At 56.5% G+C, this 19,219-nt stretch carries 21 protein-coding genes and 1 pseudogene; 10 read left to right on the forward strand and 12 right to left on the reverse strand.

Translation table 11 applies throughout. From position 1 onward, the window contains the following. Nucleotides 1–3: 3 nt before the first annotated feature. The gene (locus ACFPLB_RS06705; protein ID WP_378228598.1) at nt 4–945 is read left to right on the forward strand and encodes a prephenate/arogenate dehydrogenase family protein; all 942 of its coding nucleotides are present in this window, start codon (nt 4–6) and stop codon (nt 943–945) included. A 50-nt stretch (nt 946–995) separates the two neighbouring features. Here the strand turns inward: ACFPLB_RS06705 and ACFPLB_RS06710 are convergent, their stop codons facing one another. Then, nucleotides 996–1,991 (reverse strand): DUF2125 domain-containing protein, encoded by a 996-nt coding sequence (locus ACFPLB_RS06710; protein ID WP_378228599.1) that lies wholly within the window; start codon nt 1,989–1,991, stop codon nt 996–998. Between the two features lie 92 nt (nt 1,992–2,083). On the opposite strand from ACFPLB_RS06710, the gene ACFPLB_RS06715 reads away from it, so the two are divergent. Together ACFPLB_RS06715 and ACFPLB_RS06720 are read left to right on the forward strand one after the other, a co-directional pair. Beyond that, nucleotides 2,084–2,602, forward strand: coding sequence for a gamma-glutamylcyclotransferase (locus tag ACFPLB_RS06715; protein ID WP_378228623.1), 519 nt, complete (start codon nt 2,084–2,086; stop codon nt 2,600–2,602). An 84-nt stretch (nt 2,603–2,686) separates the two neighbouring features. Beyond that, a complete protein-coding gene (locus ACFPLB_RS06720) occupies nt 2,687–3,637 on the forward strand; it encodes an aldo/keto reductase (RefSeq protein ID WP_378228600.1) in 951 nt (316 codons plus the stop codon). On the opposite strand, the gene ACFPLB_RS06725 is transcribed toward ACFPLB_RS06720, so the two are convergent. The 5 genes from ACFPLB_RS06725 to ftsE form a co-directional block, all read right to left on the reverse strand. Next, a complete protein-coding gene (locus ACFPLB_RS06725; protein ID WP_378228601.1) occupies nt 3,634–4,425 on the reverse strand; it encodes a lysophospholipid acyltransferase family protein in 792 nt (263 codons plus the stop codon). The genes ACFPLB_RS06720 and ACFPLB_RS06725 overlap by 4 nt on opposite strands. A gap of 100 nt (nt 4,426–4,525) precedes the next feature. Then, on the reverse strand, nt 4,526–5,185 hold the full coding sequence (locus ACFPLB_RS06730) for a YdcF family protein (protein ID WP_378228602.1): 660 nt from the start codon (nt 5,183–5,185) through the stop codon (nt 4,526–4,528). Next, entirely contained in the window at nt 5,182–5,310 is a 129-nt protein-coding gene (locus ACFPLB_RS06735; protein WP_378228603.1) for a hypothetical protein, read from the reverse strand. Before ACFPLB_RS06735 ends, ACFPLB_RS06730 begins: the two co-directional genes overlap by 4 nt. After that, complete coding sequence (locus ACFPLB_RS06740; RefSeq protein ID WP_378228604.1) at nt 5,297–6,280, reverse strand: cell division protein FtsX; 984 nt, start codon at nt 6,278–6,280, stop codon at nt 5,297–5,299. The genes ACFPLB_RS06735 and ACFPLB_RS06740 overlap by 14 nt, the downstream gene beginning before the upstream one ends. Then, entirely contained in the window at nt 6,273–6,932 is a 660-nt protein-coding gene (ftsE, locus tag ACFPLB_RS06745) for a cell division ATP-binding protein FtsE (RefSeq protein WP_378228605.1), read from the reverse strand. Before ftsE ends, ACFPLB_RS06740 begins: the two co-directional genes overlap by 8 nt. Before the next feature lie 283 nt (nt 6,933–7,215). On the opposite strand from ftsE, the gene ACFPLB_RS06750 reads away from it, so the two are divergent. The 3 genes from ACFPLB_RS06750 to ACFPLB_RS06760 are packed head-to-tail and all read left to right on the forward strand — an operon-like array spanning nt 7,216 to nt 8,858. After that, nucleotides 7,216–7,851 (forward strand): hypothetical protein, encoded by a 636-nt coding sequence (locus ACFPLB_RS06750; protein ID WP_378228606.1) that lies wholly within the window; start codon nt 7,216–7,218, stop codon nt 7,849–7,851. 22 nt (nt 7,852–7,873) lie between these two features. Beyond that, on the forward strand, nt 7,874–8,416 hold the full coding sequence (gene hpt, locus ACFPLB_RS06755) for a hypoxanthine phosphoribosyltransferase (protein ID WP_378228607.1): 543 nt from the start codon (nt 7,874–7,876) through the stop codon (nt 8,414–8,416). Nucleotides 8,417–8,474: 58 nt separating this feature from the next. Beyond that, nucleotides 8,475–8,858, forward strand: coding sequence for a response regulator (locus ACFPLB_RS06760; protein WP_378228608.1), 384 nt, complete (start codon nt 8,475–8,477; stop codon nt 8,856–8,858). A gap of 128 nt (nt 8,859–8,986) precedes the next feature. On the opposite strand, the gene ACFPLB_RS06765 is transcribed toward ACFPLB_RS06760, so the two are convergent. From ACFPLB_RS06765 to argH, 4 genes are all read right to left on the reverse strand, one after another. Beyond that, entirely contained in the window at nt 8,987–11,539 is a 2,553-nt protein-coding gene (locus ACFPLB_RS06765) for a TIGR02302 family protein (protein WP_378228609.1), read from the reverse strand. A 103-nt stretch (nt 11,540–11,642) separates the two neighbouring features. Further along, on the reverse strand, nt 11,643–12,908 hold the full coding sequence (gene lysA, locus ACFPLB_RS06770; protein ID WP_378228610.1) for a diaminopimelate decarboxylase: 1,266 nt from the start codon (nt 12,906–12,908) through the stop codon (nt 11,643–11,645). A gap of 17 nt (nt 12,909–12,925) precedes the next feature. Next, entirely contained in the window at nt 12,926–13,132 is a 207-nt protein-coding gene (locus tag ACFPLB_RS06775) for a lipoprotein (RefSeq protein WP_378228611.1), read from the reverse strand. A 62-nt stretch (nt 13,133–13,194) separates the two neighbouring features. Continuing rightward, nucleotides 13,195–14,595: an argininosuccinate lyase gene (gene argH / locus ACFPLB_RS06780; protein WP_378228612.1), complete on the reverse strand. Its 1,401-nt coding sequence runs from the start codon at nt 14,593–14,595 to the stop codon at nt 13,195–13,197. A 29-nt stretch (nt 14,596–14,624) separates the two neighbouring features. Here argH and tlpA point away from each other — a divergent pair, with 29 nt between their 5' ends. Then, nucleotides 14,625–15,311, forward strand: coding sequence for a thiol:disulfide interchange protein TlpA (gene tlpA, locus ACFPLB_RS06785; protein WP_378228613.1), 687 nt, complete (start codon nt 14,625–14,627; stop codon nt 15,309–15,311). Between the two features lie 34 nt (nt 15,312–15,345). Here tlpA and ACFPLB_RS06790 read toward each other — a convergent pair whose 3' ends face one another. Next, the gene (locus tag ACFPLB_RS06790; protein ID WP_378228614.1) at nt 15,346–16,161 is read right to left on the reverse strand and encodes a lytic murein transglycosylase; all 816 of its coding nucleotides are present in this window, start codon (nt 16,159–16,161) and stop codon (nt 15,346–15,348) included. A gap of 416 nt (nt 16,162–16,577) precedes the next feature. Between ACFPLB_RS06790 and ffh the strand changes: the two genes are divergently transcribed. From ffh to rpsP, 3 genes are all read left to right on the forward strand, one after another. Next, on the forward strand, nt 16,578–18,185 hold the full coding sequence (gene ffh, locus ACFPLB_RS06795) for a signal recognition particle protein (protein WP_378228615.1): 1,608 nt from the start codon (nt 16,578–16,580) through the stop codon (nt 18,183–18,185). A gap of 7 nt (nt 18,186–18,192) precedes the next feature. Further along, on the forward strand, nt 18,193–18,519 hold the full coding sequence (locus tag ACFPLB_RS06800; protein WP_378228616.1) for a chorismate mutase: 327 nt from the start codon (nt 18,193–18,195) through the stop codon (nt 18,517–18,519). Between the two features lie 74 nt (nt 18,520–18,593). Then, on the forward strand, nt 18,594–18,986 hold the full coding sequence (gene rpsP / locus ACFPLB_RS06805) for a 30S ribosomal protein S16 (RefSeq protein ID WP_378228617.1): 393 nt from the start codon (nt 18,594–18,596) through the stop codon (nt 18,984–18,986). Between the two features lie 128 nt (nt 18,987–19,114). Here rpsP and ACFPLB_RS06810 read toward each other — a convergent pair. After that, a pseudogene (locus ACFPLB_RS06810) lies at nt 19,115–19,219 on the reverse strand (IS5/IS1182 family transposase); the annotation flags it as partial.

The raw sequence follows: 19,219 nt of genomic DNA on the forward strand, positions 1-19,219 counted from the left end.
AAAATGCCTGAACCTCTATCTGAACCTTTATTTGAGAAGATTGCCCTTGTCGGCATCGGCCTGATCGGCTCGTCTGTGGCCCGCATCATCCGAAAAAATAATCTTGGCCGCCATATTGCCATTGCCACCCGTAGTCTTGAGACGCTGGAGCGGGCAAAACAACTTGGCCTTGGTGACAGCTATTTTGCGCAAGCTGCAGAAGCGGTTTGCGATGCCGATCTGGTCATTGTCTCGGTGCCGGTTGGCGCTTCGCAAGCGATTGCCAAAGAGATTGCACCTGCCTTGAAAAAGGGAGCGATCCTGACTGATGTCGGCTCGACCAAATCTTCGGTGATTGCCCAGATGCAGCCGCATATTCCCGAAGGGGTGCATTTCATTCCGGGCCACCCGCTGGCAGGTACCGAAAAATCCGGCCCGGATGCCGGTTTTGCCGAATTGTTTGAAAACCGCTGGTGCATCTTTACCCCGCTGCCGGGAACTGACCCACAGGCACTGGAGAAGCTGTCGCAATTCTGGCGGCTTTGCGGCGCCAATATCGAGATAATGGATGCCGATCATCATGACCGGACACTGGCGATTGTCTCGCATCTGCCGCATATTATTGCTTATAACATCGTCGGCACGGCCAGCGATCTGGAAACGGTGACACAATCGGAAGTCATCAAATATTCGGCTTCCGGTTTTCGTGATTTTACCCGTCTGGCGGCTTCCGACCCGACCATGTGGCGTGATGTATGCCTGCATAACAAGGATGCCATTCTGGAAATGCTGGCGCGGTTTTCAGAAGATCTGGCTTCCTTGCAAAAAGCGATTCGCTGGGGCGATGGCGACAAGCTGTTTGATCTGTTTACGCATACCCGCGCTATCCGCCGCTCGATCATTGAGGCTGGGCAGGAGGTCGATGCCCCCAATTTCGGTCGTCAGGCTGTGGAGCATCAGAAATAAAACAGAGTTTCGAAAAGTTGCGGGTTTTTCGAGATCATGTGTTGAGAAAATTACTCCAGCGGCTTGATCCTGCCTAATGGGATGAAGCCCAGCGTGGCGTTGCTCCTGCTTATCGTGAGCGGCAGAATGGGCTGCTTGCCCATCATGGCAAGCGCGCCAAAGCCCTGTCTGATCTTGCGGGCCTGTTTGGGGATGGCGGTTGCCAGTATCTCGGCAATTTTTTCGGGATTGGTGATGCGGACCATCAGTTCTGCATCAACCAGCCCCTGTTCATCAATCGCGACAGGTCCGGTCACGGATACAGTCGCCTGACCGGAGGAAAGCTCCAGCCGGGTGATGTCGGCTGCATGGCCACGCAGGCTGTGCGGGTTTTTCTCCAGCAGGATCGCGCCATTTTTCAGCCGCGCTTCGCCAGCCCCGTCAAGCGTGGGCAAGGTGCGTCCCTCAAGAGCCTCAGGCGTAATGTCCAGTTCAGCAAAGCTGCCGCGATAGAGCAGATCATGATCATCGGCCCATAAATCAAGGGCAAGATCGGTGATGTTGAACAAGGCGACCGGATTGCTGTCTTCAGGGTCGGTCTGGCCCAAAAATCCTTGTGTGGTCAGTCTGAGATGGTCAGGAATTGGCCGCTGCAGGCCGGTTTGCATCTCCAACTGGTCCCAATCCAGCCACAAGGGGGCAAGGCCGGGCATCAGGGTGCGCAATGGGCCGCGCAGTGTGATATTGGCCGTCTGCGGCCGCCAGATGGCAAAGCTGGCCTCCAGCGTTCCTGTTGTTGCAGCAATGCCTTTTGCGTCGTCCTGATAGGCTGTTCCTGTACAAATGACGGCAAGCTTGAGCGGGTAGCCTTGCGTGCGCAGCCTTGTGCAATCCGAGCGGATACCTTGCTGCGACAGATCGGCAATGCTGGCTCTGACCTCATCGGTCAGGCGGCCTGCCAGATAAAACCAGCCTGCACTGTAAGCCCCAAACAGGACCACCAGAAAAATCAGCAGCCAGAACAGACCACGCCGCTGTTTGGTCTTTTTTTCGTCACTTGACGTCATGCTGTTGCTCTCGCTACCCCCCTTGATAAAGGGAAATTTTTGTCATGACAGTCCGGCACAAATGTTGCCGGGCCTTATTCTGGTATCTGGATATGGGCGATTTTTGGGTTTTTGGCTATGGCTCTCTGATCTGGCAACCCGGTTTTGCCTTTATCGAGCGCCAGCGGGCACGTCTTTTCGGCTATCGCCGGACGCTGTGTATTTATTCACATGTCTATCGCGGCACATCTGAACGCCCGGGTCTGGTTCTGGGGCTGGACCGGGGCGGGTCCTGCCTTGGTGTGGCTTTCAAGGTGGAGGGGGCCCGACATGACGAGGTCATTGCCTATCTGCGTGCCCGTGAGCAGGTCAACAATGTCTATCTGGAGAAAATGCTGCCGCTGCGGCTGGAAAATGGTGTGCGCACCGAGGCGCTCGTCTATGTTGCCGACCGCAAGCACAGCCAATATGCCGGAAGTCTGAAGGCTGCTGCGGCGGCTGCGATGGTGCAAGAAGCCTGTGGTCAGGCAGGACCAAATCGGGAGTATGTGACAAATACGGTGCGCCATTTGCAGGCGCTGGGCATTCGCGATCACTGGCTGGAAGAGGTCGAGCGCTGCATTGCGCAATAAAATGTCATTGGCAATTCTTGTCTATATCCTATCTTCGGAGCTGACACCGGCTCTTGCGCCGGTGATTTCAGAAGGGAGCCTGATGTGCAAAATAGAAAACTCGGACGTAGCGACCTTGAAATTGCGCCGCTGGTCTTTGGCGGTAATGTTTTTGGCTGGACGGCCGATGAGAAAACCTCTTTTGACCTGCTCGACCGGTTTGTCGATGCGGGCTTGAACGCCATTGACACCGCCGATGTCTATTCACGTTGGGCCCCCGGCAATCAGGGCGGTGAATCAGAAACCATTATTGGCAATTGGCTCAAGAAAAGCGGCAAGCGTAATCAGGTGGTTATTATCACCAAAGTTGGTTCCGATGTCGGGCAGGGGCGCATCGACCTGTCGCCAGCCCATATTGAAAAAGCCGTCGAAGCATCGCTGAAACGTCTGGGAATTGACGAGATTGATCTTTATCTCTCGCATTGGGCCGATCCGACAGTCACCCATGTCGAGACGCTTGGCGCCTATCAGCGCCTGATCGAAAAGGGCAAGGTGCGCTATATTGGAGCTTCCAATCTGGATGCCGGCCAGTTCAAGGCTGCACTGGATGCCGCCGATCATCACAATCTGCCGCGCTATGACGTGCTTCAGCCAGCCTATAATCTTTATGATCGCAGTGAATTTGAGGGCCCGTTACGCGATTTATGTCTGGCCAAAAACATTGGTGTCATCAGCTATTACGGGCTGGCCAAGGGGTTTTTGTCGGGCAAATATCGCAGCAAGGCTGATTTTGGAAAAAGCCCGCGCGGCGGTGATATGGCGTCTTATCTGAATGAGCGGGGCCTGCGCATTCTGGCAGCGCTCGATGAGATCGCAGTAAGCAAAAATGTGACACAGGCGCAAATTGCGCTGGCATGGTGCATGGCGCAACGGGGGATTTGCGCACCTATTGCCTCGGCAACGTCGCTGGAGCAGCTTGAAAGTCTGATTGGCGCAGTCTCACTGACGCTTTCAGATGCCGAGATGAAAAGGCTGGAGAATGCCAGCGCGCTCTAATTTGGCTCAACGCCTAACTCCCTGAGCCGCTTTATAGCGGTGGGGGGCAGGACAGGCGGGTTTGGTGCCTGGGCAGCCTCGATGAGCAGTTCATCGCAGGCTGCTTCGGTTTCAGCAATCAGCCGCTGCATGAACTCTTTTTTGTCAAGACCCGGCGGGATGGGCTTGAGAAAACGCACCTTGATGGTGCCGGGATAGCGCAGAAGTTTACGACGCGGCCAATAAAGACCGGCCACATGGGCAACAGGCACCACCGGCACATTCAACTGGGTGTAAAGCTCGACAATGCCCCATTTGTATTTTGGCTCGTCGCCCGGCGCCCGGCGAGTGCCTTCAGGATAGATGATGAGCTGGCGCGGATTGCGCGCCATTTCCGCCTTTGTTGCGGCAACCACCTGCTTGAGTGCTTTGACCGGACTGCCGCGATCAACCGGGATCATGCGCATCTTGCGCAGATACCAGCCAAAAAACGGTATCCGCATCAATTCACGTTTGAGAATATAGAGCGGGTCTTGCAGATATGAAATGAAGGCAAATGTGTCCCAGAAGGACTGGTGCTTGGGGGCAAGGATAAAAGAACCTTCCGGCAGGTTTTCCTGACCCGTAATTTCTTTTTTAGTGCGCGCAATTTTGGCATAGAGCCACAGGCTTGTATATGACCAGAAGCGCGGCGCAAGCCATGCCCGCATCCGTGGCGCCAGAAAATAATAGGGCGCCCAGAAAATCATCTGCACGATGAGATTGGTGTAAAACGCAAAATTAAAGGCCAGTGAGCGGAACCAGAGCATAGGCAAGGCAAGCCTTAAGCAGGCAGTCGTGCAAGGCAGAAAGCGCCTGCCTTGCGCGGTTGCGTGGTGTGACAAGAACTGGCTTTCGTTACACCAGCCCTTATGAGAATGGCAACAGGCGCACGCGCACCGGTCCGCGCAGCCATGCGGCCAGATATTTGTTATATTCGGTAAACAACACCCGCAGTGCATGTGGCTTGGTCAGCCATTTTCCGTCATCCAGCTTGGAGTTGACGACCGGATAGGGGTGAAGCTGCGCATCTTGCAGCAACCGGCCCATTTCCAGCAGGCTTCTGGGCATATGGTAGTTGTTGGTGACCAGAATAATGTTTTCATAGGCATGTTCGTTCACCCATTTGGCGCTTTCTTCAGCATTGCCGATGGTGTCGAGCGCTGCACGGTCAATATCGACACAACAGGCAAATAATGGGCTGTTGCTGCCTAAGGCGTTTTGAAGTTGCTCGCGGCTGGTGGAGGGGTGCACACCGCTGATGAGAAGGCGCTCTCCCTTGCCTGTTTCCAGCAGGTGCATGGCGGCATCAAGACGTGACTGGCCGCCTGTCAGCACGATAATGGCATCGGCTTTTGCCAGATCGGCGGGGGTGTCCATCTGGCTGACATGGCTGGCAAACAGGCCAAAGCCCGCCACAAAACAGGTGGCAAGGCCAAGAGCCAGGATGGCGCTTGCGCGCAGCGCACGCCGCAGGCGTCTGCGTCTTTTTACCTGCCCCGGCTCTGGCTCTTGTGATGCTGGCGTCATCCTTGCTGCCAAACCTGTTTGTTTTTACGCATGTCTTTACCCTGAAGCCGGTTCCCATCTTCAGGAGGCAGGCTTTGAATTGCAAACTGTTTCAGCCTGGCGAGGCTGTTTTCAAGCTTCGCCATGGCCACCTTCCAGATCGCCCAGATAGGCAACCACGGTTGCGTGGGAGGTTGCTGCCGTTAAGCTGCCAATGACGGCGACCATCATCAAAACGCCGAGATAACCAGCAGAGCCAATGGCGAAATTGCCAAACAGGGCGGCTGCCTGATCGCCCTGGGGCGTGGCCATGCTGCGGGATGACCACCAGGAAAAGACGATGAATATGACAATGGCTGCAACCCCGCCCATGGCTGCCCCTTTCATGCCGGTAAACAGGAAGCGGTTGCGAAACTGGCGCGCAATGAACGAGGCTTCCGCACCGGCAAAATGCAGCACCTCAATGATGTGACCATTGCCATCCATGGCGCCGCGTGTGGCAAACACCACCGTCATCACTGTTGCCGATAACATCAGCACCAGAATGGCGACGCCGATTGTTACCGTTGTGTGAGCCATGGCTACCAGCCGATCGACCCAGGTGCGGTGATCATCTAAAGTAGCGCTGGGAATGGCTGTCTTGATCGTGTCGCGCATGGCGGCAAAATCCGGCGGGGCGTTCTCATCAATGGTGACAATGATCAGCCGCGGCACGGGAAGCTGTTCAATGTCAAAGCCGGAACCGAGCCATGGCTCCAGCAGACGGGTGGTGGCGGCACGGTCAACAATGCGCACGCCTTTAACGCCGTCAAATTCAGTAGCGATATTGGCGGCCGTCGTCAGGGCGCTGTCCATATCGAGATCAGCGACCGGCTTGATCTGGATGGTTGCCTCACGCGAAATCTGGTTTTCCCACATCAAGGCGGTGTCACGCACCAATGTGACGGCGCCGAAGGTGATGCAGGACAAAAAGGTCATGATGGCGATGACCACCACCAATGCCCGGCCAGCGATATTTTGAGCCGGTACGATCGCAGCGCTTTTGCGCGGTGCGCGCTCAACCGGTGCCGGAGGGGCTTCTTCTTCAAATGGCGGGGCGTATGGATCTTCAGTCATAGATATCCAGCCTTCCATTGGTGAGAATCAGACGCCGCGCATCAACCTGATCCATCAGTGTCAGGTCATGGGTGGCGATGACCACTGCCGTGCCCAGCCGGTTCAACTCGATAAACAGCCGCAGCAAACGCCGGGCAAGCTGTGGATCGACATTGCCGGTCGGCTCATCTGCCAGCAGGATTTCAGGCTGTTCGATCAGGGCGCGTGCAATTGCCGTGCGCTGTTTTTCACCACCCGACAGCACAGGCGGCAAAACATGCATGCGTTCGCCCAGTCCCACCCATTTCAGCAGTTCGATCACATCGGTGCGATAGCTTGCCTCTTCACGGCCACGCACCCGCAATGGCAGGGCCACATTCTCATAGGTCGTCATATGGTCGAGCAGACGAAAATCCTGAAACACCATGCCGATGCGCCGCCGCAGCAGCGGCAGTTCAGCGCGTGAAAGGCGCGACAGATCCTTGCCGAAAATCGAGATCAGCCCGCGTGTCGGCTTCATCGACATGAACAGCAGCCGCAACAGCGTGGTTTTTCCTGCCCCTGAGGGGCCGCTCAGAAACTGGAATGACCCCGCCGGGATATGCAGTGAAATGTCACGCAGGATTTCTGGTCCCATGCCATAGCGCAGACCGACATTTTCAAAGCGGATCACGTTGAACAACCTGCAAGCTGAATGGGCAAAGCGCCCGTTCTCTGCTCCCGAAAATCATCAGTCATGGTTAACAGGAGGTTAAGTTTCAGCAATTTCATCACAGACTATTGGCCCCGGGTTGTGAAACATTAACCAATTTGCCGCTAGCTGTCTGGGTCTGAAGCATTTTGCGGTTAGTGAAGAATTATCAGGCATCGCATAAATGCGGCTAAAACAAGAGCTTTGATCATTTCATCTGCTTTGTGAAACCGTGAAACGATCTTCTGTGCAAACGGGACCAGATATGGCCACCGAACCAATGGCGCAAGCGCCTGCCACCATTATTGATGCCGACTGGTATGTGCTTGAGGCTGTTGGCGCTCCTATGAGTGCCCCTGCGAACACCCCTGGCGCAGCCCTTGGTGCGGGCCTGTCTGCGGGGCCGGTTGAGAGCGGCAGGGCGGATGATCGGGTGCAGGCAAAAGGCATGGCGGTTTTGCTCGGCAGGGCCAAGGACAGGGGCAGGGGCCAGCCAAAATCATTCAGGCAGCGCACAGGCCCGGCTTTCTGGCTGGGCGGGCTGGCTGTCGTTGCTTCCAGCTTCTGGATGGCGGGCGGTCATGCGCTGATAAGTGAGGGCCAATTTTTGCGCCCTGTGCCCAAATCTGTGCTCAGTATTTCTGCTGTGACCTCACGCATTGATGATTCGGGGATAAGAGCGCTGCTGGTCGTCGATGGCGAGGCGGGCAATGATGGTCTGGCAGAGGCGCACATGCCACCGCTGGAAATTCGTGTGACAGGAGAGGATGGTCACATTACCCGCTATAGATTGGGGACATTGGGCCAGACTCTGGCGCCAGGAGAAAGATTTGCCTTTTCGGGCCGTGTGGAACTGCCTAAAAACGGAATAAAATCCGTATCCGTCGCTTTTGCCGGGTAGTTTGTTCAGGGAGTATCGCTATATGCCTGTCGTGCGCGGCAAGGATATTGAAGTCCTGTTTTCGGCCTCAGCCATTGCCCGCCGCAACCTGGAGCTTGCCAGGGAGATTGCGGCGCATGAATATGACGATCTTCTGGTCATCTCGGTGCTCAAAGGCTCGTTCATTTTCGCAGCCGATCTGATCCGCGCCTTGCATGATGCGGGACTGGCGCCTGAGGTGGAGTTCATCTTCATTTCCTCTTATGGCGCTGGCACCACCAGCGGCGAGGTGAAGGTGTTGCGCGACATCGACAATGAGGTCGCTGGCCGTGATGTGATTTTGATCGATGATATTCTGGAGTCAGGCAAGACGCTGCAATTTACCCGCGAACTCATGCTCTCGCGTGGCGCAAAAAGCTGTTCGCTGGCTGTCTTGCTCGACAAGCGCATGCGCCGTCAGACCGATCTGGAAGCAGATTATGTCGGCTTTGATTGTCCCGACCATTTCGTGGTCGGTTATGGCATGGATGTCGGCCACGCTTTTCGCGAATTGCCGTTTGTCGGCATTGTCAGGGGTGATGCGTAACCCTTTTGTTACCATCTCCGATCAGCAAAATTCAACTTTTGGCGGGCACAGTCCTGTCATGGCAAAGCTTCTGATTGTTGAGGACGATGATTCCGTCCGTATGTTCGTTTCCCGTGCGCTGGAGCGCTGCGGGCACCAGATTGAGGTCGCCGCTGATGGCGCGCAAGGGCTGGAGATGATCAAGGCCGCCAAGGGCGGCTATGATCTGGTCCTGTCCGATATTCGCATGCCGGCGATGGATGGTATCGAGATGGCCATGTCTGCGGCGGGCCTGTTTCCCACCTTGCGCCTGTTGTTGATGACCGGCTATGCCGATCAGCGCGAGCGGGCCGATGATCTGAGCAAGGTGATTGTCGATGTGGTCAACAAGCCGTTTTCTCTGGCGGAAATCCGCAGCCGGGTTGATGCGGCATTGTCCGTGGACCTGACGCACGCTGCGTAACTAAAGCATTTCTTGTTTTCATGAAAAACGGATGAAATGCTCTAATCTCTTGTTTTAGCCGCATTTCTGCGACGCCAGACGATTCCGGCTGGCAGCAAAATGCTTTAAAAAATCTGGTCGCAAAAAAACTATTTTTGTTCCAGCAGTCTTTCAAGATACTGGCGCTCGATTTGCGGCGCCAGCGCATCGCCAAGCCGCTCGCGGATTGCATCGAGAATGCGTCGCGCCCGCTGCACATCGATCTCATCGGGTATTTTTACCGAATCGCCAAGATTTGGCCCCTGTGTGGCGCGGGGGCGCCCCAGCGGGTCGCGGTCGGCATTTTGCCGACCCTCTCCCTGTCCCTGTTCTCCCTCCTCGCCCTGCATGGCCTGCAATTGCTGCATCATGTCACGCGCACCCTGCCGCAGCGCCTCAAGCGCCTGCCCCTGATGGCCGACGGCGCGCTCGCCTTCACCATCATTGAGTGATTTGCCGGCCTGTCCCATGGCGCGGTTGGCTTGTCCAAAACCTTCATTGGGCTGCATGCCCTTGCCCTCAAGGCTTTTGCCCAGTTCCTGCAAATCCTGCTGGAGCTTTTCCTGCTCTTCCTGCAATTGCTTGAGTGCCTCGGCCAGTTCTTCCGGGCTCATGCCGCTATTGTCTTGCCCCTGATCGGGCTCCATCTGGCCTTGGCCCCGGTTTTGATTGTTGTCGCCGCGCTGCATCTGGTCGAGGCGGAAGGTCTCGTTCATCGTCTCCTGTTGACGGCGCATGATGTCACCGAGCCTGTTCATGTCTTGGCTGAATTCACCGCTTTGGCCTTGCTGACCCTGTTGGGGCTGGGCCGTTTGCAGATTGTTCATCATGTCCTGAAGTTGTGACAGCAATTCCTGTGCCTGTTCGCGATTGCCGGAGCGGGCCAGATTTTCAATCTGGTCGAGCATCCGCTCAAGATCGCCCTGGCGCAACTCCTGCCCGTTTTGCGGCATCCGGGTGGTGTTTTCACGGTTTTGATTGCGCTGCGCAAATTCACGCAAATAATCATCCATGGCTTGCCGCAATTCCTGCATCAATTGCTGGATTTCTGCGTCCGAAGCATTGTCGCGCAGGGCGTCCTGCAGGGCCTGTTGCGCCTGCTGCAACCTTTGTTCGGCCTCAGACAGATTGCCATCTTCAAGACCCAGCGCCACCTGCCACATATAGGCAACCACATCGCGAAGCTGGTCGTTGCTTGTCGCCAGCTTGAGGCGGCTGCGCACGCTGATCAGCGCCAGATAAGTGCCCGGACTGTCAAAAGTGTCTTCGGGGCGCAATGTGATGGCATCGATCAGGTCAAGCACGCGCGCCTTCGCATTGGCGTCAAGTCCAAGCAGGCGGCGCTGTTCGATGATTGCCCGCGCCAGCGGATTGCTGAAATTGCGTTCCGGCATCATCATGCTGATGGTTTTGCTTGTCACACTCTGGCCAGCAGCATCGGTTGCCTCCAGCCTCAGCCGGATCGGGGTTCCTGCCCACACATGCTCGGTCAGATTTTTTACAGTTTTGGCCTCATCAGTCTTTGAGCTGCGCCGCGGCAGGGTCAGAGCCATTTCCGGGGCATCATAAAGCGGGCGCGCCATGGCTGTGGGCATTTTTTCCTGCTCGAATATGGCTTTGGCAGAAGCTGCGCCATAATCGTCTTTGATCTCATAGGTGAGTTCGAGTGTCCCATTGGCGGCATGACCGGGTTCTGCAGTAAAGCGAATGGTGGGGGGCTGGTCGGGGATGACTGAAAAATTCCAGCGGCCGATTTCACGGCCCCCTGATTGCAGCGTCCCCCCTGATTGCAGCGCCAATGTGCCATTTTCAGTCAAAATACCGGAAAACTGTCTGACGCTTTGCCCACTGGAAAGTGAACCATCCTCTGCAACCGCGGCTGGCTCGATTGCCTGAGCCTGGCCGTCAGAGGAGGCATAGCTCAAAACCTCATTGCCCGACCCGCCGGTCACGCGCAGTGAAAGTGTGCTGTTTTCAGGAATGGTGAAGCTGGCGACATCGCGATTGACTTGCGTGGTTAAAAACAGGGGGGCTGTGTCGGTATAGGTGGGTGGTGTCACCCAGGCGTCAATTCGTGCTGTTATTGCTTCATGCGCTGTTGTAGGCCGGAACGGATCGGAAAGCCGTCCGCCAAGCGGACCGAAAGAAAAGGCGAAGGCAACGAACAGCAACAGGGCTATTGCTGCGCGCAAACCCCATGGGTCATATTTGGAAATCTGTGCGTTTGGAGTGGCCGGGGCAAGCTGGCCAAGACGGGCTGCCATTCTTTGGCGGTGCTCGTTCCATAATGCCTCGCCAAATGGTGTTCTTGCTCCGCTTGGCCGATCATCGAGCATCTGCAAGGGGCTATGTTCAAGCCGGTTGACCGTCTCGATGCGGCGGTCGATTTCTAAAGCCGTCGGCAGGTGAAAAAATCGCAGCAGCCACAATGCGCTGAAAACTGCAACAGCAAACACCCCGACCAGCACAATGCGCAAGCCTTCCGGCAGCAGCGCAAAAACGCCAAACCATGACAGGCTGATAAATAAGCCGACAAGCAGCACAAAGGGCAGCACCAGCGGCCAGAGACGCTCTGCCACCATGGCTGTGCGCGTCAACAGGCGGCTGAAGAAAAGCTGCCGCTTTAATCGCCGGGTGATGTCTATATCTGAATGGTCGCTCATCGGCCTTTCCAGGCGCCACATTCATAGCGCGCCTCTTTGCCAACAATAGCAGCAAAGACGGCGAAGGCGAGGCAAGGGCGTGAAGGTTTTTAGGGTCCTGACCCTAAAGCCAGTCGGGAATAGTATCGAGGCCAATCAGTTCCTCATAGGTCTGGCGCTTGCGCACAACGGCAAAACTCTCGCCATCGACCAGAACCTCGGGAATGAGGGGGCGGGTATTATAGGTGCCCGATAGCACCGCACCATAAGCACCGGCAGTCATGACTGCCACCAGATCGCCCGGCCCCATGCGCGGCAAATTGCGGTCAAGGCCAAGATAATCGCCGGTTTCGCAAACAGGCCCAACCACATCGGCCCGGATCCATGTGCTGTCTGCCGCCGGTTCACGCACCGGTCTTATGTCATGATAGGCTTCATAAAGGGTCGGACGGATAAGATCATTCATGCCAGCGTCGACAATCAGAAAATTCTTTGCTTCCGCTTCCTTCAGATAAATCACTTCAGCGACCAGAATCCCGGCATTGCCGACAATCATCCGCCCCGGCTCAAAGACCAGCCTGACGCCCGCATCGGCAAAGTGTTTACGTACGATCTGTGCATAGGCGGCAGGCAGCGGCGGCGGTGAATTGTCCAGATGATAGGGAATCCCAAGCCCTCCGCCCAGATCAACATGGGTAATGTCATGCCCGTCTTGCCTTAACTGGCCAAGCAGTTGCGCCATCAGGGCAAAGGCGTCATCAAAAGGCTCCAGCTCGATGATCTGGCTGCCGATATGGGCATCAACACCACAGACCTTCAATCCCGGAAGCGTTGCAGCATGTGCATAGGCCTGACGGGCGCGTGAAATCGGGATGCCGAACTTGTTTTCTGATTTGCCGGTTGAAATCTTGGCATGGGTGCGTGCATCGACATCCGGGTTGATGCGCAACGACACCGAAGCCACCTTGCCAAGCGCCACAGCCCGTGCGGATAAAAGCTCCAGTTCCGGCTCGGATTCGGCATTGAAGCAAAAAATGCCTGCTTCCAGTGCAAAATCCATTTCGCGCGCTGTCTTGCCGACACCGGAAAAGACGATTTTGTGGGCCGGAATGCCTGCCGCCAGCGCCCGGCGGATTTCACCTTCTGAAACCGTGTCGGCGCCAGCGCCCAGACGCGCCAGGGTTTTTAAAACCGCCTGATTGGAATTGGCCTTCAGCGCATAGCAGACCAGCGTGTCCAGCCCGTCAAACGCCTTGGCAAACACGTTGAAATGGCGTGTCAGCGTGGCTGTCGAATAGCAATAAAACGGCGTGCCAACGGCCGCCGCAATGCTTGCGACCGACACATTTTCGGCGTGAAGAACGCCGTCTTGATACTCAAAATGGTTCACTGTGGCGCGTCCGAAAATCAGATCAGTCGATCGAGGATGAAAGGCTTGTCCGTGTCCGGTTTTTCCGGCTCGGGCGGCAGCGGCTCCTTGTTGCGCTCGGCCTCCTTGCGCGCTTCCACGGCTGCCTCATAAGGCGTGTCCAGCGCGGATTTGCGCCCGCAGGCGCTCACCGCAAGGGTTGCGGCAATCAGCGTCAGTGTCACAAACATCCTGCTTGCGGTCATGATCTCTTCCGTTTGTGTTTGAACTGAACCCTAAACAAGTTTGATTGCCAATGCACCCGCCTTTAATCTTTGGCGAGACGCTTTTTCCAGTATCGCACCTGAGCGCGCACCTGCGCCGGTGCAGTGCCACCGAAACTTTGTCGGCTTTTGACCGAGTTTTGGACCGATAGCACGGAAAATACATCCTGGGTGATGCCGTCATGGATAGATTTGAAATCCTCCAGCGTCAGCTTTTCCAGCCCGGTTTTTTTCTCTTCCGCCAGCGCGACTGCATGGCCGGTAATGTGATGGGCTTCACGGAAGGGAATGCCCAGTTCACGCACCAGCCAGTCGGCAAGGTCGGTGGCGGTTGAATAGCCCGAGCCTGCCGATTTTTTCATGGTGGCTGCATTGATTGTCATATCGCCGACCATGCCGGTCATGGCGGCAATCATCAGGTCAAGCGTTTCAGCCGCATCGAACACGGCTTCCTTGTCTTCCTGCATATCCTTGGAATAGGCCAGCGGCAGGCCCTTCATCACTGTCAGCAGGCCGATGAGATGGCCATTGAGGCGACCGGTCTTGGCGCGCACCAGTTCGGCGGCATCCGGGTTTTTCTTTTGCGGCATGATCGAAGAGCCGGTTGAAAAACTGTCGGAAAGCTGCACAAAGCCAAATTGCGGCGTGGACCAGATGACGATTTCCTCGGCCAGTCGTGACAGATGCGTGCCGGCAATTGCGGCAATCGATAAAAATTCCAGCGCATAGTCGCGATCGGAAACGCTGTCGAGCGAATTGCGGGTTGGTTCGCGAAAGCCCAGCGCCTTTGCCGTCATGTGGCGGTCAATGGGAAAGCCGGTTCCGGCAAGGGCGGCTGCCCCCAGCGGGCTTTCATCCATGCGCTCAATCGCATCATGCACCCGCGACAGGTCACGGGCAAACATTTCAGCATAGGCAAGGCAATGATGGCCAAATGTGACCGGCTGTGCGGTTTGCAAGTGAGTAAAACCCGGCATGACGGTGGCGGCATGTTCTTGTGCGCGCTCGACAAAGGCTGCAATCAGGCCCTTGAGAGCTTGCGCCACACGAAAAAGCTCATCCTTGACCCATAGTCGGAAATCAACCGCTACCTGATCATTGCGCGAGCGCGCCGTGTGCAGACGGCCAGCGGTGGGGCCAATCAGTTCAGCCAGCCGTGCCTCGATATTCATGTGAATGTCTTCCAGCTTTGCGGAAAACTCAAACCGGCCCTCTTCGATCTCCTTGAAGATCGTTTCAAGGCCGTCAGCAATTTTTTTCTGATCCTCAGCCGTAATAATGCCGGTTTGCGCCAGCATCTGGCTATGGGCGAGCGAGCCTCTTATATCCTGCGCATAAAGTTTGCGATCATAACCGATAGAGGCGTTGATTGCTTCCATGATTGCCGCAGGCCCCGAGGCAAATCGTCCGCCCCACATCCGGTTGCTGGCCTTCTTGTCGGTCATCGCTATAACCCTCATCTGGAGCATTAAAAATGGCAGATGGCAGAAAACTCTTTCCCACCCCGCGTCTGATTGCAGCCGCTCTGATAGCCGGTGCGGCTGTCGGCGCGCTTGCGGTATATGTCACTAGCGGCCTTTCTGGCAATAACGCAGCCGATATATCGACATCTGTGGCAGCAAGCGGGGACAATGCCTGTGCACTCAAAACAGAGCGCGCCAGACAGGTGGCCGATGCCGCAACCGGCCATGTTGCGGCGATGATGGCTGCAGACCCGCCGCAATCGCTGGCGGCACTTGCCTTTAATGGCCCCGATGGTACGCCGGTGACATTGGCCGGGCATGAAGGCAAGACCCTGCTGATCAATTTGTGGGCGACATGGTGCGCGCCCTGCCGGGCTGAAATGCCGGCGCTGGATATGCTTCAGCAGGAAAAGGGCAGTGACCGTTTCGAGGTCGTGGCCATCAATGTCGATACCGGCAATGATGAAAAGCCGAAAGCCTTTCTGGAAGAGATCGGCGTTTCCAGTCTGGCTTATTACAGCGACCACACAATGGGCGCCTTCAATGATCTGAAGGCGAAGGGGCTGGCGCTTGGCCTGCCGGTGACGGTTCTGGTTGATGAGGATGGCTGCCTGCTGGCCCATATGAACGGTCCCGCCGAATGGTCGACACCGGATGCATTCAGCCTTGTGGAAGCTGCAATGGACAAGGCCGGGTAGAACATATTCCCCCGGCCTCTTGTCTCAAAAAAGTTTAGTTCTTGATGCGGCGGGCAAATTCGGCCAGCGCCTGCTGGTAAAGGGTCGCCCGGTTCCAGTCATTCCAGTGCTTGTAATTGACCTCGCCCGGCCCATAACCGCCGCCGGGCTGCCAGCCATGACCACGCAGGAAATTGGCGGTGGAAGCTAGAACATCGGCGCGTGAGCGGAGCAGGTCGCGGCGGCCGTCACCGTCAAAATCAACGGCAAATTCCAGATATTTGGACGGCAGGAACTGGGTCTGGCCAAGCTCGCCAAAACCTGCACCCTTCATCTGGGCGGCAGGGATATAACCTTTTTGGGCGATAATCAGCGCTGAATCCAGCTCATTGGTGAAGAAGGCAGAGCGGCGGCAGTCATAGCTAAGCGTGGCCAGTGGGCCGAATACGCTTTTATTGCCGGAATTGGCGCCAAAGCCGGTTTCCATGCCCCAGATGGCCAGCAGAACTTCCGGCTGGACGCCATAGCGTTGTTCAATGCGGCGCAGAAGGGAGGCTTCCGACTTCATATAGCCCTTGGCTTTCTTGACATAGGAGGCAGGTGCGCGCCTTTGCATGAAATCTTCAAGGCTGCCGCGAAAGGCCTTGCGCTGGGCGCGGTCGATCTTGATGACGCCGGTGTCATATTTCACGCCTTGCATCGGGCGGGTATTGATGCCTCTGGCCTTGGCGTCGGCCATATAGGCCTGGACCCAGGCATTGAAGCCGCTGCCATCATTGCCGCATACGCCCGCCGCCTGCGCCGCGCCTGTCATTATCAGCGCGGCACAGGCCGCTGTTACAAAAAATCGTCCTTTGGCAAAAAATGCCATGCTGCTCTCCTGATTTGCCTGAATCACGTCCCTTGCGCGACACTTTGCCAGTCTGGTGAATGTTTGTCATCGCCATCTGGCCCTGCTCACGCCAGGATTTTGGCTCTGTGCAGGCACAACTCGCTTTAAATGTGGCGGAATGGGGCGCATTTGCCTTCCATAACAGCATTTTAGCGCCCAAAAAACTTGACTCTGTCTCGATTTTCCTGTTTTAAGCGCACAATTCTGCGACAAGTCCTCTTTTCGCGAAGCTGACCGGGGCGTCTGGCAATTTATCGCCACGAGCCGACCCCGGAGGCCAACATCCGGCAGCGCGGTGCGCCCCCGGGTGCGTTTTGGCTTTGGCCTCGTTTGGAGAACGACTCCGGCAGCATTACCTGTTATCCATTGCGGGTGACAGGGAATAAGGAAGAGACATGTTTGAATCGCTACAGGAGCGTCTGGGCTCGATCCTGAACGGCCTGACTGGTCGTGGTGCGCTGTCGCAGGCTGATGTTGCAGCCGCGCTGCGCGAGGTTCGTCGTGCTTTGCTGGAAGCTGATGTCGCGCTCGAAGTGGTGCGTTCCTTCATCGACAAGGTGCGTGAAAAAGCGGTTGGCACTGAGGTTCTGAAATCGATCAAGCCCGGCCAGATGGTCGTCAAGATCGTTCATGACGAACTGGTTTCCATGCTGGGCGAAGAGGGCGTGCCCATTGACCTCAATGCGGCTGCACCTGTTGTTTTGATGATGGTTGGTCTGCAAGGCTCGGGCAAGACCACAACCAGCGCCAAGATTGCCAAAAGGCTGACCGGCCGTCAGGGCAAGAAGGTCCTCATGGCCTCGCTGGATACGCGCCGTCCTGCAGCGCAGGAGCAGTTGCGCCAGCTTGGGGAGCAAATACAGGTTGCCACCCTTCCGGTTGTTGCCGGCCAGTCGCCGGTCGAAATTGCGCGCCGCGCCGTACAGGCGGCCAGGCTGGGTGGCCATGATGTGGTTATCCTTGATACGGCAGGCCGCACCCATATTGACGAACCGCTGATGGTCGAGATGGCCGAGATCCGGTCAGCCTCGAATCCGCATGAAATCCTGCTGGTGGCCGATTCGCTGACGGGTCAGGATGCGGTCAATCTGGCCCGCAATTTTGATGAGCGCGTAGGCGTCACCGGGCTGGTGCTGACCCGCATGGATGGTGACGGGCGCGGTGGTGCTGCCCTTTCCATGCGCGCTGTCACCGGCAAGCCGATCAAGCTGATCGGTACCGGCGAAAAGATGGATGCGCTGGAGGAGTTTTATCCCAAGCGTATTGCCGACCGTATTCTTGGCATGGGCGATATTGTGTCGCTCGTGGAAAAGGCTGCTGAAACCATTGATGCGGAAAAAGCCGCGGCAATGGCCAAGAAGATGCAGTCGGGCAAGTTTGATCTGAATGATCTGGCCGAGCAGCTTGGCCAGATGCAGAAAATGGGTGGCATGGGCGGCATCATGGGAATGATGCCCGGCATGGGCAAGATGAAGGACCAGATGGCGGCTGCCGGTCTTGATGACAAGATGTTTGGGCGTCAGCTTGCCATTATTTCCTCGATGACAAAAGCCGAGCGCGCCAACCCCGATATTCTCAAGCATAGCCGCAAGAAGCGCATTGCTGCCGGTTCGGGCACAAGTTCTGCCGAGATCAACAAGCTGCTCAAAATGCACCGCGGCATGGCCGACATGATGAAAGCCATGGGTGGCAAGGGCAAGGGTGGCGGCATGATGCGCGGCCTGATGGGTGGCATGGCGCAGAAAATGGGCCTTGGAGCCGGGGGCCTTGGGGCCGGTATGGGGGGGATGATGGGAGGCGGAATGCCTGACCTGTCAAAAATGGACCCCAAGCAGTTGGAAGCCTTGCAAAAACAGGCGCAGGCCGCAGGGCTTGGCAAGGGCTTGCCGGGAGGAGGGGGGCCGGGTGGCCTTCCCGGTTTGGGTGGTGGTGGTCTGCCGGGACTTGGCGGCGGCATGAAGTTGCCCGGTCTTGGCGGTCTTCCCGGCAACAGGAAGAAATGAGGACAGGATGGGCCCGGATCATAAGGCTGATGAGGCATCGCGTCTGCTTGGCAGCTATCGTGCTTCCATCGATAATATCGATGCTGCCCTCATTCATATGCTGGCCGAGCGCTTCCGCTGCACCAAGGCGGTTGGTGTCTTGAAGGCCACCCACGGCCTGCCGCCTGCGGATCCGGCTCGTGAAGCCTTGCAGATTGCGCGGTTGCGGCAATTGGCGAATGAAGCTCAGCTTGATCCTGATTTTGCCGAAAAATTCTTGAATTTCGTTGTGCGCGAAGTGATCCGCCACCACGAACATATTGCCGCCAATGGCGACAGTTCCCAAGACGGTTGACCCTGCCAGAACACAGGTAGGGCAAGACCTAATACAACACAGACAACAGGTTTACAGTTTCAGGAGAAGAAAAAATGGCACTTAAAATCAGACTGTCCCGCGCGGGTTCAAAAAAGCGTCCTTACTACCATATCGTTATTGCCGATGTGCGCAGCCCGCGTGATGGCCGCTTTGTTGAGATCGTGGGTGCATGGAACCCGATGCTGCCCAAGGATGGCGAGCGCGTGAAGGTCAATGCCGAGCGCGTCCAGCATTGGCTCGACCACGGTGCGCTGCCGACCGACCGCGTTGCCCGCTTCCTCGATCAGGCTGGCATTGCCAAGCGTGAAGCCCGCAACAATCCGATCAAGGCGCTGCCGGGCAAGAAGGCGCAGGAGCGTGAAGCTCTGGTGAAGAAGGCGCAGGAAGCTGCCGCTGCTGCCCTGGCTGCCGCTACTGCTGCTCCGGCTGAAGAAAGCGCTGAGTAATTTTTAGAGCATTTTGTAGTCAGACGGAATCGTCTGACGTCGCAATAATGCGGCTAAAAAAGGAGCTGGAGCAGCGGAAGCTGCGTTCGTCAGAACGCCCGTTGCTCTAGGTTGTGGTGACGATTTAACTATCTGAGCCATATTGCGATTGCAGCGAGTTTGACGAAGCCCATGAAGTTGGCGAGCAATTTGTCATATCGAGTGGCGACGCGGCGGAAGTGCTTGAGCTTGCT

Source organism: Aquamicrobium segne (assembly GCF_042656785.1).
In the GTDB taxonomy this organism is placed as follows: Bacteria; Pseudomonadota; Alphaproteobacteria; order Rhizobiales; family Rhizobiaceae; genus Mesorhizobium; species Mesorhizobium segne.